Source organism: Leucobacter sp. cx-328, from assembly GCF_014530035.1.
Lineage (GTDB): Bacteria > Actinomycetota > Actinomycetes > Actinomycetales > Microbacteriaceae > Leucobacter.
In genome coordinates, this window is sequence record NZ_JACVMX010000001.1 from 249,830 (window position 1) to 266,499 (window position 16,670).

At 61.9% G+C, this 16,670-nt stretch carries 4 protein-coding genes; 3 read left to right on the forward strand and 1 reads right to left on the reverse strand.

Annotated features, from left to right (window positions below; all coding sequences use genetic code 11):
* The first annotated feature begins 3 nt into the window (after positions 1-3).
* The 3 genes from ICL81_RS01085 (at position 4) to ICL81_RS01095 (ending at position 15,714) form a co-directional block, all read left to right on the forward strand.
* Positions 4-14,754, forward strand: coding sequence for an SdrD B-like domain-containing protein (locus ICL81_RS01085; RefSeq protein WP_353055378.1), 14,751 nt, complete (start codon positions 4-6; stop codon positions 14,752-14,754).
* A gap of 292 nt (positions 14,755-15,046) precedes the next feature.
* On the forward strand, positions 15,047-15,469 hold the full coding sequence (locus ICL81_RS01090) for a VOC family protein (protein ID WP_188033157.1): 423 nt from the start codon (positions 15,047-15,049) through the stop codon (positions 15,467-15,469).
* 2 nt (positions 15,470-15,471) lie between these two features.
* Positions 15,472-15,714 (forward strand): DUF4287 domain-containing protein, encoded by a 243-nt coding sequence (locus ICL81_RS01095; protein WP_188033158.1) that lies wholly within the window; start codon positions 15,472-15,474, stop codon positions 15,712-15,714.
* An 85-nt stretch (positions 15,715-15,799) separates the two neighbouring features.
* On the opposite strand, the gene ICL81_RS01100 is transcribed toward ICL81_RS01095, so the two are convergent.
* Complete coding sequence (locus ICL81_RS01100) at positions 15,800-16,645, reverse strand: siderophore-interacting protein (protein WP_188033159.1); 846 nt, start codon at positions 16,643-16,645, stop codon at positions 15,800-15,802.
* Positions 16,646-16,670: the final 25 nt, after the last annotated feature.

A 16,670-nucleotide genomic window follows, 5' to 3' on the forward strand; every position in this document is an offset into this window, starting at 1 on the left:
TTGGTGAAGCTGAGGCAGATCCTTACGGGTGTCCTTGCGAGCGTGTTGGTCGCAGCGTTGGCGTTTACGGACGTTGCAACTTCCGCGGGCGCAGCCGCTGCGGCGGCACCCTCCCCATCGATCACCCTGAACGGCACCGTCACCGAGGGTGACCCCGGTGCGCTCACCTCGAAGTCGATCATCTTGGCGACCGGCAACGAGGTGAAGGTGAACTATCGCCTCGTGCCGAACTATTCGGCCGGCCAGGCATCCGGTGTGCGGGTGACGCTGTTCATGCCGTCGCTTGAGCACGTCGACGGCGAGTACCAGGTGGTCGCGCGTGACGCAGCCCCGACGCCGCTCGGTGTGCAGGGACGCGTGAGCTCCGGCGGCGAGTGGAACGTCATCTCTGACACCACGGTCAAAGGCGGCCCGCTCGTTCTCGAGTACGACGGTGACCTGCGTGGCGGCGCGAACCCTGCGTTCGATATCTTCCTGACGACCTACAACGACGGCACGAACGGTGTCTACGGTGGCATCCCCGAGGGCACCCCATTCGAGATCAACGGCTTCGTCTCCTATGACATGTTCGACCGCGCCGAAGGCAGCGAGTGGGAGACCCCCGGCCAGCTCGACGACGAGTCGCGCGTTGCGATCATCTCGTCCGACCTCAAGTGGGAAACGAAGATCGAGCCGTACGCATACGGCAACGGTGACACCTCGGTGCCGATGTGGGATCGCTACCAGTACTTCGATTACGTCTACACGGTAGATAACGTCTCCACGAACCCGGGATCGAACATCGAGGGGTACACGGGAACCTTCGACATCGACACGACCGACAACATCAACGGCATCATTCCGTTCGATATCAACCGCTTCAGCTACACCGCAGACGGTAAGACCGAGCCGAACACCGACCCCGAAGCGACCGAGGGCGAGTTTATTGGCGTGCCTGGCAAGGGCGGCGTCTTGATCTATGACATCACCGAGTGGGACGGCGAAAGCGAACTCACGGAGGAGATCCCGTACTCCTACTCGGGCGCCGGCATGATCTCGATCAATCGCGAGCACGGTGCAGCGAAGCAGGGGCTGAAGCCCGGCGAGAAGCACAAGTTCATGGTCTCGCTACCGATGAGCCGCCAGGGCTTCCCGAACCTCCCCACGAACTTCAAGCTCACCGCGATCACCAACGTGCTCTTCGCCAAGACCGCGAACTGGACCAAGACGCACACGGCTGTGCGCGAGGTTGATGTGCCTCGCTATGGCCTGACCTTCACGCACGCGCCCGAAAAGGCCACCGTGGAAGAAAGCCAGCGCACCTACACCGAGATCTCCGCGATCAAAAACACCTCGAACGCTCCGATCTTCAACACCGACCTCTCCTACACGATCGACCCGGGCTTCGTTGCCGATAGCGTCACGCTTGAGTTCCCGACTGAAAAGTCCGATCCCGACCTCAGCAAGTCCACCCTGACCTACACCTACACCGATAAGAAGGGCGCAGAGCAGACCGGCACGCTCACCGGCACCCTGGGGGAGTCCGAGCAGGGCGCGGATCATTCCAAGCTCACCTTCGATGTCTCGAAGCTGTATGCGCTCGACTGGAATCGCGAGCTGTCGTTCTCGTTCGTGAGCGGTCGCCTGAACCCTGGCAAGACGCTGCCGTTGACGATCCGCGTCTATGGCACCGCGCCGACCGCTGGCACCATTACAGATCCCGCGGCAGTGACATACAACGAGCGCTACGCGAGCAACGACGACTACGCAGAGGACACCGTCTACACCGACGTGCCGCACACGGTGCAGCGTGATGCCGTCTTTACGGTGGTCAAGCCCAAGCCGCAGGACGTGCTCAAGCCCGTCGTCGATGTCATCGGCGTGTACGGCAACGCCCGCACGAAGAGCACGACTCAGGTGCCGTACGAGGCGCCGTTCCAGGCGGAGTACCAGCTGTCGACGGGTGGCGTTCCCGCGGCCTCGTTCGAGTACACGATGGATCTCAGCGCGCCAACGGTGGCCCCTGGCGTCGCGAAGCCGACGAAGATTGCGCTGACCGATGCGCTGTTGGGATCCGCCACTGATCTCGAACTCGCCTTCATCGATGCGGCCGGTAAGAAAGTCACCACCGCAGACACGACGGTGACGCTCGGCGACCTCGCACTGACCGACGTCGCGAAGATCGTGATTTCGGGCAAGATGCTCACCCTTGCGAGCGCAGAAACGATTGCCGTCGTCGACTATTCCTCTGCGCTGGCGATGGGCGGATCGCAGACGCTCCAAGCATCCTTCGCCGGTAGGCAGGTGCCGCCCGATACCGCAACCCGCACGGCATCGAAGACCAATGTGGTGACGGTTCCCGAGGCGAAGACTACGGTGAAGATCGAGGGCCTGAACCAGGTCACGAAGTCGACCGGTGCTGGCAACTCGTACGACCAGTGGGTCGATCGCCAGTGGTACTGCTCGACGAGTGGGTGCGGTTCAAAGACCGACTACACCCTTGATCAGGGGTACAAGTCGCTCGGCGGCTTTGCGGCGTCGATCACGCGCCCCACGACCGCAGCGACGAACAACGACCAGACGACGGTCGTGAGCACGAAGTTGCCCGCGGAGCAGTTCGACATGTACTACATGAAGATTCGCAGCGATCTGCAGCCCTACCTGCGGTCGGTCGATATCTTCCGAACGATTGATGGCAAGGAAGTCCTCTGGAAGACCGTGCCCGCCGCCGACTGGACAGCAAACACCACCGAAGGTAAGTTCTGGCGGATCGCCACAGCAGACCCCCGGGCAACAGACCTGAGCGAGACCTTTGCAACGGTCGACGCAGAGGGGCACACGTATTACAAGGCGCCGTTCGCTGCCGACGTCGTTCCCGACCAGCCCGTGAGCCGGGTCGCCTTCACGCTTGACTTCTCGCGTGCTGACGCGAATGCGCTGCCGGAGCTCAAAGGCACGACGAGTCGCGTGGTCGAGTTCATGGGCCGCTTCTATGCGACGACGACGGATACGAAGAAGCCCACCTCGGTGACCGCTGCCGACACCTTCGGCACGACGGCGGCGACGTTGCGCACCCACGTTGCAAACCCGGTGTATTCGATCGTGAGCCACCCGTTTGCGAAGTCGAGCACCGGCGCACAAGACTCCACTTCGACCGCGTCGAAGACCGTCACGATGGGCACCGAGGCGAACTATCTCGCGAGCGTCTGGAACGTGAATACCGCCTCGTGGTACATCTACAATGGCCACGGCCCTGACGTCTACACGCCGGTCGCCACGGAGTTCGACGAGTGGCTGTACCACTACAACCCAGAGTCGTTCCACGACAGGTTGACATACGAATTCACGTACCCCGCGAGCCCGAAGGACGACAAAGAGTACAACTTCGAGGCGACGCAGATCACGCTGCCGAACGTCAAGCTGCTGAACTCCCTCACCGAACTGCGCGTGACCTTCGGCAATCAGAAGACCGCGACGCTCACGGTTGACGATGACCTGCGCAAGGAGATCCTCGCGCAGCCGCAGCTCAAGCTGGTCTATGACAACTCGCAGCCGGCGGGTATTCACCGTGTCAACGACACGACCTTTGCAATTTCAGCTGGCGTCACAGCCACGTACCCCAAGACGTTTGAGGCGAGCTTCGAGAAGATCGCAGGCATCGGCGATACGACGGCCGAACTGCAGGGAGGCGCAGGGGACAGCCTCGGCGCAGACCTCAAGGAGATCGACGTCAAGGTCGGCGGTGTCGTTAATGGCAATAAGGCACTGGTTGGCACGACGGCGCTGTACCGGGAGTCGAACGGTACTGCTCGAACCAAGATGGACGAGACGAAGGCGACGCTGCTCGGCGCGACGCCAACGCTTGGCGGCACGCTCGACATGACCTTTGATGCGCTCTCGGTTTACGACTACGAAACCGACGGCATCACTCCGACGACGAGCACCGTGCACATGGGCATGGCGAACTCGGCTCAGGCAGACGTGACGAGTTTCACGATGAACATCGTGCCTGACGCGTCATTCCGCTCGCAGCAGCTTGAGATTCCTGCGGCGATTTTCGACGCAGACTGGCGCACGGCGAGCGTGAAGATCACGCAGCCGAGCGGCAAGCCCGTTGAGATTCCGCTCGACCGGTTCAGCCTGAACCCCGACACTCATCGATACGAGCTCGACCTCGTTGCGCTGTTCGAGGCGCAGGGTGACGAAGCTGCGCTGCTGACGATGAAGACTGTCCCGGTCACCTTCGGCGGCAAGTCAGACCTCCTGCAGCTCGCAATCAGCAACATCAGCATTGATTTTGCCGCGGCGACTGATGAGACCCGCATGTGGGGTTCCTTCGCTCGCGAAACCGACCCGACGCTGTCGGCGCGCATGATCGACGGCAGCTACGCCTTCCTGACGGGAATCTGGGTCGACGAGACTGCAGCCGGTCATGACTGGAACTCGAAGCCCTCGTTCCGTGCAGAAGGCACCAAGCTCGACGCAGGAAACTACGCCTACACCTCGTTCCGCGTGCACGTGACTGACATGAAGAGCCCGCAGCGCTTCACGGTCAACGCGGGCGGCAGCAACTCGGGTATGACCCCCACGCTCTCAAAGACGACGTCGGCGGCGCCCGTGCTCCACAACCGCGTGAGTAGCCTGCAACTGCTCGGCATGCACCTGAACGACGACCTGTCACAGGCCACGGGATCCGCGAACTACCTGTTCGACGCTGATACTGACGGTCCGATCGCGGCCAACAACATGGTGGTGGGTGACACCGCGAAGGTGCTGTACGAACTGCGCAACGCCTCAACGGCGGGGAACGGCAGTACTCCGGTAGCTGACCCTGCCGCGCACTTCACTGCGCCGCAGGGCCTCGATATTGCCGAGGTTACGGTCGTGCAGCCCGGTGACTCGGAGACCCTCGACGGCGTCATCGCGGCGGCGGGCCGCACACCGGTCAATGTGGCAGCAGACCAGTTCACCGTGACCGACAAGACCGCGAAGAAGCGTACCGACGTGACCTTCTCAGGCGTCACGGTAGCGGCGCAGGAATCGGTGTTCGTGCTCGTGAAGTACGTCGCCGTGAACGACTACGCCAAAGATCCCGCCAAAGAGCTGGGCGCGACCCAGAAGCAGACCGTCTACCCATACTCCTATGCACGCCCCGGCTACCAGCATCACCTGCAGAACTACGTGGTGACCGGCGTGACGGGTGACGGTATCACCGGTAACTCCTCGGTCACGGGTGATTACGACGGCGATAAGACCAACGAGTACCTCGCACGCACCTACGGCATGACGACCTACGCGAACCCGACGGGGCTCACGCTGAAGTCTGCTTTCACAGAGGAAAGCCTCTCGGGCACGGGCATGATGCTCTCGTTGTCGAAGATCAGTAACAAGATCGTGCACAGCAATACGAACGCGACGCTCGATATCACGCTCGATTCGCGCGCCCGCGGATTCACGCTCACCGAACTGCCCACTCCGACCTACCCCGAAGGGTTCGTCGGTGAGTTCGATGCGCCGCAGGTACTGATCCGCGTCAATGGCCAGTGGGTGGCATACGACAAGAATGAGCACTCGCTCGCAGGAATCAATGAACTGCGCGTTGACTACGGCATCTTGCCGGCTCGCGACGAAGCCGGTGCAGAGTTCCAATTGCCTGATTTCACCATCACCGGCACTGGCCACTGGCAGGCGACCGGGGGAGCGGCGACCAAGAGCTCGGTCATCGCTTCGTCGGCCGTCCTCACGCTCACGCACCACGATGGCGCGCAGCCGGAGAATCCCGCCGTCGCGAGCTACGCAGTTACCGCGACTGACCAGCAGACGATCTACAAGGCGATTCCGGTCGTCGAGTTGAACCTGCAGTCGTTCGACACCGCTGACGAGGCTGCCGCCGAGTACACCGATGTATCTGCTGCACAGCTCGGCAAGACCTCGTACCTGCCCGGTGACGACGTCCACCTGAAGCTCACAGCCCGCAACGCAGACACCCCCGCGGCAACCAACACCGGATTCGGCAAGGCACCCCTGCTCGAGCCAATCATGTACGACAAGATTCCCGAGTACATCACGAGCGATCTTGACGCGTTCATTACCGGCGGCACGCTCGATGCTGCGGCCGCAATCGCGGCTGGCAAGCTCACGATCAACCGGTACGACCGCGCTGGCAAGCTGATTTCGGGGGCGGATCTCCCCGCCGTCACCGTCGAAACCGTCACGGGTCTTGACGTGGGCGGATCGCAGACCTTCGCAAACAATCGCCACAACGATACGTACGGTCTGCTCTCCTCGACGGAACCGAATGACGCCTCGGGACTCACTGCGAAGAACCCCGCGGCGAAGATCGATTTCCAGCTGGTGACCTACACGTTCCCCACGAAGCTGGGCCGTGGCGAGCGGATTGAGATCATGTATGCGGGCACGATCCGCGAGAATGATCTGCCGGTGGCGACCTACAAGGACGGGCACGCCGTCTTTGCACCGCTTATGAGTTGGTACAGCGGAAACACCCCCGTCGCGAGCAACATGCACCAGACCAACATGGATATGGCTGCGTTGCTCCACGATGCCGGTATCACTGGCACCCGCAGCGATGAGATGACGGCGACCGAATTCCTGTCGACCTCGTTCGCGTGGCAGCCTGGCAGCAACACCGAGCGCAGGCATCCGGCAAGCAGCAGCGGCACGCTCGACACCTACTATGACTCCTCTGCGAACAGCTCGATGAGCCACAAAGCATTCATGCAAGAGCGCGTCGCCACCACATACACGAACCCGCTCTACGAAGCTGCGACTGGTGGCGAAGCTGACGATAACTTCGCATATGTTGGCGTCTCGCGCGTCAATGACGGCAGCGTACGTCACGGCGAGCGCGTGCTCTGGGCTCAAGACAATCTGCAGCTCAACCGTGCCTGGCTGTACGGCGCGAGTGAGATGCTGCCCGACGTGCAGCGGAAAGCAAGCGGCGTAGACGCGGCGAACTTCTACGAGTTCGACGGCTCGCTCCGGAAACCAGACAATAACATCACGGAGTACGCGTACGACGACTACACCTATGCGGTTGAACTCCACGAGCAGTTGACCGTGCGGTTGCACGCGGCAAACCTCGGCGACCGCAGCATCGAGAGCGGTATCGAGTACCTCGAGGTGCTGCCAGAGGGCATCTCGCCCTACGACGGTCATGGCGAACTGCTCGGCGTGACCGCGTATGACGGCACCGGCTCCGCAATTGACGCTGACCGAGTGACGGTTGACGTCGTGCAGTCACCGCGTCGCGACCACGGCTATCGCGCCCCCGCCCAGCAACAGGAGGCTGGCAGCTACGCAGAGACGACCCGCGATGAGGTAGTGCCGTATGTGGTCCGCGTGCAGGTGACCGGTGAACTCGGTGGCATGTTCAACGCGTCGACGTCGACCATGCAGTCGAAGTACCAGTACGTCGACCTGCGCGTGCGCGTTGAGCACGAGTCGTCGCAGCTCGTCGACGGCAAGTTCACCTGGTACGACCAGCTCACCGTCACTACGGTCGATGAGGAGCCCTATCTTGAGGTCTACGACAGCTCGTACGGTGGTTACCATCGTGCGCCTGATATCTGGAACCCCCTGAAGTTCCCGAACGACGGCATGCAGCAGGGTATCGACGTCGTCGACCTTCTGTGGTCGAACTATTCCTATTCGACGTACCTCGCGCTTGAACCGTGGGGCATGTACATCAGCGGCATCAACTCGCAGGGCACGACGACCGAGCTCGATGGTAAGCCTGCCATCGTGAACGGCGATCGCCTCGCAATGCGTGCACCGACGTTGCGTGTGTGGAACAACACCGAAAAGGACGCCGACTCGGCAACAGGCGGTGCCTCGTCCTTTGACAAGACCCTGCAGAACTTCACCGCCGAGCTGTACGAAGAATTCACCGTGCACTCGACCGTCGAGAACCAGCAGGTTGAAACTGACCCCGCCTACTTCACGAGCGGGTACACCGAAGACAAGTGGAAGCATCAGCCGCAGACCACGGGTGGTGCCCGTGGCACCTGGTTCGACCCGACCGTTACGGTCTCGCTGCCCTACGGCATCGTGCCAATGCTCGCCGACGGTCAACCCGCCCGGTACACCGGCAAGGTCGATGATCAGCAGGACATCGTATTCACCGCCGCAATCAACGACGTGACCTACAAGTCTTCGACGCAGGTCGCTGATGTGAGCGAGCACCTCACTGTGAAGGTCGAGCGCGTCGCGAGCAACGAGGGCGAACGATTCGTGCTGCACTTCACTGCGAAACGCACTGCAGCGGCACAGGCCGCGCTGCACGCGGTGAAGTTCGGTCAGTCGTTGACGGTCTCGCCGCGGGTGAAGACCATCGATGGCCCGGCGCCTGCCGCGGCTGACGACGCATCTCCTGAGGTCGCGTCTGCTGACGACACCAAGTACCAGCAGATTCTCACTCTCGCACACAGCGAGCGCCCCTCGTTCAAGCCCGTAGTGGTCGCTGCAAAGCCGACCGGATCGGTGCCGACCGGCGCTCCCGCCGACCGTGACCGCCTCGACTCCACGAGTGAGTGGTTGCACACCCCGACGAACGGCAAGGCCAACAACCTCGGTGTTATCAAGATCACCGAGCGCCTAATTTCGGCGACGAAAACCTTCCTGCAGAACGACAAGATTTCGCTGCACTCCGGCGGATCCTGGGACGTCGAAGCCGCACGCCTGATTCCCGTTGAGGTGCCGACGTCGGAGGTGAACGCTGGCGCGTATGGCGGCACCCGCATGGTGCTGCGCCGGCCAACGATCGTGAACAGCACGAAGACTGGTCTCACGAAGGACGGTGAGTTCGTCGAGACTCAGCTCGTCGACGCAGCTGGCGATTTCTGGCTCTCGCAAGAGATCACGAACCGCGCTGCGACGAGTGAGAACCCGTACGAGATGATCACCGGTTCTGGCGACGTCCACAATTCACGGTTCGTGCTGAGCGCGTACGTCTCAGCCTTCGCAGAGCGGATCGGCGACCCCATGCTCGTCGTTGACGACAAGGTGCTCGCTCCCGCGGAATACGAGAAGCTTGGCTACGCGGTCAAGATGCTCACCTCAGACGAACGTGCTGCAGCTGGCAACAACGACCGTCAGCTCATCCAGTGGCGCGTAACGACACCGCCGAACGCGATCGGGACGAGCGGCAAGCTCGCATCGGGCGCCTCGATCACCGTGCGACACAAGCTGCGGCTGGTTGACGGCTACGAGGACACGACTCCGAATGAGGAGCCGACCTGGCACGGCGACGCACTCAAGATCGACTCGTACGTCTCGCTCATCACCGATGACACCTCACTCATCGCTGGCGACCAGCGCGAGGGCGATTTCATCGTCCAGAACGCAGCCTCGATGACCTACGAGACGCGCGTCGCTGAGCACGAGGGCCTCGTCGATTACGACAACGACGACAAGCTGGAGACGACGTTCGCGCACAACCCCGCGCGCATTGAGATCATCAAGCCGCGTGGTGAGGTACGCGTGAACACCACCCGTCCCCGCCTCGAGTATTCGAATGGTCGCACCGGCGACCCGTACTTCAACTCGTCTGACACGATCGAATACATCGTGACGCACGCGAAGAACACGGGCTCTGGCCTCAAGGAATTCGCGTTCGAGCACACCCTGCCGACGAACGAGTCGAACGACCCGACGAACTCGCTGAGTACCGAACCCGTGAACAACACGTTGCTCTACGTCTCGACGGGTTTGTGGGAGATTCCTGCGGAAACCACCGAACTCCTTGCAGAAGCTGGCAAGAGCATCGACGATGTCTTCGAGACTGAGGTGTTGGTCTCGAACGAGCTCGCCGAGGCCGGGTATGAAGCTGGCACGTGGAAGTCGCTCGGCACGAGCTCGATCCGCGCCAATACTGAATTCAAGGTGCCCGCGGCTGATCGGCTTGGGAAACGCAAGATCCGCGTGATTGTGCGTTCTCTCGACCCTGATTTCCTCGTCCCGAAGGGCACCAGGCTCGCCATCGATGCGGATCCCGCAACCGACGGCAGTCAGGAAGTTACTGAGACCGACCCCGAGAATCAGAGCATCACTGAGTACCCGACGAGCGTCACTGACAACGCGATGCGGATCGGTCTGCGCGCTGCTTCGGAGCGCAAGGCAACGATCTTCATCTACGACACCGTGCAGATGTGGGGCAACTACGTAGCCAACGCACGCTTGCAGCTCGACAACAGCGAAGCACGGGCATACCTGACGCCGTCGCGCCCCGTAGTCAACGTCTATCACGACGCAACCTACTACCGGTCGGACTCAACGAAGCCAACCGAGGAACGCTATGGCTGGTCAGAGAACACCGCGATTAAGCCGGATGTTTCGCCGCACCTGAAGTTCCGCGGTGAGATAGTGAACGCCGACGAGTCGATGTGGAACCCCGATACCGAGGGAAACACCTACGCTGAAGACACCCTCATCAATCCGACGGTGTCGTTCGAACTGCCGTCGGTCATGACGGTCGGCGACGACTTCACCTATGTGCCCAACGATCAGATCACCGCTTCGCATCCGCTGAGCGATGATCACCGCTCGCGGTACGGTCTCACTGACAACGATGCCTACCTGTGGACGTGGAAGCTCGTTCACGCGGATGGCACCGAGGCGAGCGCTGACTCACACATCAAGCACACGAAGATCCACACGGGCTCCTGGCCGGGTATGGACCGCAACGTCGTCACCGTGTGGTTCGACGGCACCGTTTTCCCCGGCGATAAGGTCGTGGTCGATTTCATCGGCAAGATCGACGCCTACACTCCCGGTGCGAAGTCTGACGACCTGAAGTCGAAGGTCTACGTCACGAACAGCACCGGTCTCGTGCAGCCGTTGAACTCTGCGCAGAACAGCGGCAACCGCCTGGGCTACATGACTGACCGCTACGACCTCGACGCGAACAAGCTCTTTAATGAGCGCCTGGTGTTTGCCGAGCGCGTGCTGTTCGAGTACGAGACGTACGACAACTTCGGCAAGCGCAAGGTTGCCTACTCAGACCTCAACCGCGCGGGAACGGTCTGGCCTCAGAGCACTCCCGTGCGCGAGGGCGGTACGCTCACCTACGAGCTTGCAATGGATAACACCAAGGAGCCGGGCGGATCTACCGCGTACCCGTATCCGATCATGTACGACGTGCTCCCGTTCGCGGGGGACACCTCGATCATGAACGCGGCGACCTCGCGTGAATCGATGGGCTCCTCTGAACTCGACCTCACCAGCATGACGCTGCGCCGCGAGGGCGACGGCGGCGGGGTGTACCCGGTCTCCGAGTACACCGTCTACGTTGGCCCGTTCAAGATGCAGGGCGGCAAGGTCGTTGCCGCTGACATGCTCGAGAGCACCACGGTCGGCACCGAGGCGTTCTACGATTCACTCGGCGTACCCGGCGCTGCTTCGGCGGTACGTGACGCGCACTTCGTGACGCTCGCTCAGTTCACGGCGGCGGTTGCCGCTGATCCCGCGTTGCTTGGCGAGGCGCAGACGCTGCTCACCCTGTTCAACACCAAGGACGCGTCGCTGCCGGGCCAGAGCAAGCTCAAGCTCAGCTACGACATGCGCTCGCCGCTGAACGCTCCGGCGTACATCGAGACCTGGCAGCCCGAGGCGAAGCCTGCAGATGTCGGCCAGTGGAACTCCTTCGTCGGTACCCAGCGCAAGACTGGCTTCAAGCCGCAGGAATCGAACAAGGCCGGCACCTACGTGACCGAGCGAAAGGCCTCAGTCTCGATCGGTAACTACGTCTGGCACGACGTGAACTACAACGCGAAGCAGGACGAGGGCACGATCATCACTGATGACAACGGTCGCGAACTGCTGCAGCCTTCGAAGGACATCAACTTCGATGGCACGGTTGATGACCCCGGTATCAACGGGGTGAAGGTCACGCTGCTCTCGCCGAACGGACGCCTCGTAGATTACGCAGGCAACTCCGTTGCGAGGCAGGGGGGCGAGTGGACTGTCGTGAACGACGAAACTGGCAAGGTCATCACGGATGATCTCGGTCAGACGACCCCGTCTGACGGCCCGCTCGTGACGACCACGCGATCCGACATTCACGGTAACGCTGGCTACTACGTGTTCTCGAACATCACGCCTGGCAGCTACCGCGTGATGTTTGAATTCCCTGCGGCCTACGACCGGTTCTCGGTCACGACCAAAGAACTCATCTCTGGCGCAGGCGTGACCGTTTACGAGCCCGGCTTCGCAGCGAGCATCCCGGCGGCCAACGCCAAGGAAGCGCTTGTCGCGATCACCTCAGCGCAGGAGATCACCACCGAGAGCGTCGACAAGATTCGTATGGGCTTCGACCTCGGTGTTGGCCAGCTTGCTGACTTCGGTGGTGTCATCTGGAACGACGCGAACCGAAACGGTGTGCGTGATGCCGGCGAGCAGGGTCTCGCGGGCTACCGCGTTGCACTCAAGGACGGTTCGGGCAAGCCCGTGCGTGACGCACGCGGTGACGCGCTGGAGACTGTGTCTGCGGCAGACGGTAGTTACCTCTTCACGGCACTGCCACGCGGCGGGAACTACACGATTCAGGCGACGCATCCCGGCGGCACGTATGACGTCGAGATGCCGGTGACCCCGATTCTGTTGACGCACGATCCGCTCGCCCAGACGGACGACAACGACGGCTTCCTCCGCAAGAGTGATTCCGGCGCACGCCAGGTCGTGACGAACACGTTCAGTTTCGATCTGGAGCGTCTGTTCGGTGCTGACTTCGCGGCGATCAATGCGATCAATGTTGGTTTCACCGAACGCCAGGACACCGCCGTTATCGGCAACCGGGTCTGGAACGATCTCAACCGTGACGGTATCCAGGACGCTGATGAGCCGGGCATCGCCGGCCAGCAGCTCGAACTTGAGCAGTACGTTCGCGCGGGCGACGAGTGGGTCAAGCAGGACGGCTTCACCCGCATCACGGTGTCGGGCGCCGACGGGTACTACTACTTCGCCGACGTTCCCGCGTTTAGCGGCGAAGACACTGACCCGATCGAATACCGATACCAGGTCGTCGTACGTGAGCTCACCCGCGGCTTCACCTTCGCACCCACCCAGACGGGCAACGACGCTGAGGCAGACTCCGACTTCTTCCTGAACGGCACAATGCACGAGGGAGCCGTCGGCGCGAACCTCATTTCGTTGCTGGACATGGAGGGCGGATCAGCACTCGCTGTCGACACCAGCTCGGTCGATTTGGGCCTCATAGCGCACGCCACTGGCGTGATCGCTGGCGAGGTGTTCATCGATGCTGACGCTGACGGGACGAAGACCGGCGATGACCGAGCTACTGAGCGATACACCGCAACGCTGCAGGTGAGCGTTGACGGGGAAACCTGGACCGACGTCACCTCGCAGCACGGCGTGAACGCGTACCGGTTCGAGGGGCTCGCGATCCACCATGAGGACCGTGGTGTGCTCAACCAGTACCGGGTGGTGATCACTGAGATTCCGCTGTGGCTGCAGCTGACTGCGCAGAATGCCGGTACCGGAGACGGTGCTGACGCGATCGACAGCGACTTCGCTGAGACCGTGCGCGATGGTGCAGCAACCGTGACCGCGGTGTCTGATGTCTACGTGCTCGGCGAGCTCGCAGAGGGACACCTGTTGCCGGTTGACACCCGCGAGGCCATCACCCACGAGGACGTCGATCTCGGTCTCATCGAGCCCGCAATCACCATCGGTGGTCGGGTGTGGAACGATGCGAACGCCGACGGAATTCAGGACGCCGACGAAGCCGACCAGGGTGGCAATACTGTCACCCTGTGGGAGCGTGTGGACGGCGAATGGCGCCACGCGACCGATCGCAACGGCGTTATGAACGTGACCGTCGGCACGGACGGCCGGTACCGCTTCACTGTGAGCCCCACGGTGTACGACGAGGCCGATCCGCGCTTCTTGCAGCCGCGCGAATACCGTGTCAGCACCGACCGACTCGGCTACCAGGAATGGTCGCCGGTACACATCGGCGATGATCGTGCGCTCGACAGCGACATCGCGTTCGACGAGGCCATGGACGGTGCGGAGGGCGGATCGCTCCACCGCGGATTCACCGACGCCTTCAGCATCGTCGACACCGATGGCGCATCTGGCGCGATCGTGGCGAACACCGTGCGCGACGACCTGACGAAGGACATCGGCCTGGTCACCAACGCGCATCTCGCCACCATCGGCGGCGTGGTGTGGAATGACGCAAACCAGGACGGCGCGCGTCAGGCTTCCGAGGGGATGATGGCGGATCAGGAGCTGACGCTCTGGGAACGCATTGACGAGGAATGGGTTGTCGTTGAGGACCGCAACGGAAACTCCACGCGAGTCAGTGGCGTCGACGGCTCATATGAGTTCGTCGTGTCGCCGACCGACTACGCGGAGATCTCCGCGGGCTACCTCCTGCCGCGCGAGTACCGTGTGACGACCACGGTTCCTGCTGGGTACGAACTCAGCCAGGGAGCGGAAGTCACTGCGAGCTTCGATGGTGAGAAGGTGGTGACCCTCACAGCGCAGATTGTGACCGTCGGGGAGGACGGCCGGATCCTCGTGCGCGAAGTGACGAACGACCTGTCACTCGACTTCCCGTTCGTGTTCGTACCGGTGGTCTTGCCGAGTGAGCCAGACGGAATCGGCGGCCTCGTGAACACGGGGGGTGGACCACTCGTGTTCTGGGGAGCAGCAGCTGCGATCGCGTTGCTTGGCGGTGGCGCGCTCGTTCTGTGGTCGCGTCGTAAACGCCCGAGGCACGCCGCGCGCTAGCGCCCAACTCAGCAGTAGCGCTCAACTCCGCAGTGGGCGCTCAACTCAGCAGTGAGTGCTCAATTCGGCAGTGAGTGCTCAACCTCGCGAAAGGGGCCGTTTCTCTCGAAACGGCCCCTTTCTTGCGCATGAAACTATCGATCTCGGCAACAACGCCTCTGTGTGCGAGTTTCGCCTGGAACTCGACCTCGCAAACTTCGCCAAAAATGCTGTGTGTCTTGTAGCTTTGTGCTGCATACTGATCTGCACACGGCTCAGCGCAGCCACAAAAAACTACGTCAAGGGAGACGCCATGGCGCACTCAATTGCAACCTATATTTCACTCGACGGCGTGACCGGTGAGGCGATGCAGCACTGGCACGAGGTCTTCGGCGGAGAGCTGAACATCATTCGTTACGGCGACATGCAGCTGCAAGGCATGCCGTTCGAGCCGCCGGCAGATGCTGTCGCACACGCGACGCTCACGTTGCCCGGCGGGGTGATCGCTGGTGGTGACTCAATGGATCCGGGCACCGAGTATCCGGTACGCGACACCGCGTACTCGATGCTGTACACAACAGATACTCCCGACGAAGCGCGGGCGCTCATTTCTGCGCTCCTCGAAGGTGGCGGCGAGGCCGGCATGCCGTTCGAGAAGGCGCCGTGGGGCGACTGGTATGGCCAGGTGTTTGACCGCTACGGCGTGATGTGGTCGTTCTCGTGCGAGGAGGCCTAACGATGGCAGCAGCCGAGAACACTGCAGACTCAGCGCCAGCGGCGAAGGGACCGAAGTCTTACTTCCCGTCTATTGAGACCAAATACGGGAAACCGATGACTGAGTGGTTCGCAATGCTCGCTCCCCATACCGGAGAAAAGCACATGGCACAGGTCGCGGCTTTGAAAGCAGCAGGTATGGGGCACGGACACGCAAATGCCGTCGTGCACGTGTTCCGAGCCGAACACGGTGGCGCTGGCGAGTAACCGCGTCAGTTCGGTTCGGTTCGGTTCGGTCGGTGCGGGGTGGTGTGGCCAGTTTGCCTCACCACCCCGCACCGGCAAATAGGGTCTAAATCGCGAGCGCGAGGTCGTCGAGATCACCAACGCTGCCACCCGCTGCGAGCGTCTGCTCGTAAGCCGCGAGTCGGAACTCGTCGATCTGGGTGTTCGTTGTACCGCGCTTCCAGTAGCCGAAGACCGCGACGTCGCCCTTTGCAAGCCCGCGTTCCTTCCTAAAGTGCGAGCGAATGGTCTTCATTTCGTCGCGCTCGCCTGCAGCCCACACGACAACATCTGTGGTGGCCGGAATGCTTGCAATGTGAGTGTCAAAGCCATGCCCTGGCGCGATCCGCGTCAGGGCGATGCCTGGCACACTGGGCAGCTCAGCGAAGGCTACTTCGTCATCGGTGGCGACCCAGCCGCGTCCCCGCAGCGGCTCACGCTGCGTGTCCTCGGCTGCAGCAGCAAGAATGGCATAGAGCGCAGGGAGCGAAGTCGCGTCGGCAAAGATTGCGAGCTCACGTCCCTGCGAATCAGGGAACACAAAGTGTGGGCGAGGCCCGCCAAACTCGACGGTGTCGCCGATGCTGAGGCTGTCGAGCCAGCGCATCATCGGGCTCGCGCTGCCGTGACGCACCACATCGACATCAACGGTGCGATCTTCTACGTTGAACGAGCGCACCGTGTAGACCCGGGTCTCTGAGTCGAAGCGTTCGTCAAAGTAGAACCGAAGAGCGGCGTTCGGACGCTGCCACAGGGGCTCATCGTCAAAGTTCGGGACGGCGAGCACGACGCGGGCGAGCTGCGGGCTCACCTCGATGATTGCGCGCACGGTTGCGGTGTCGAGCTGGAGACCGCGGTTGTGATCTTCTGACTGAATTGCGGCTGACTTCTGCAGCGGTTCGGTGGACTTCATCTGATGCTCCTGTGTGTTGAAAAGC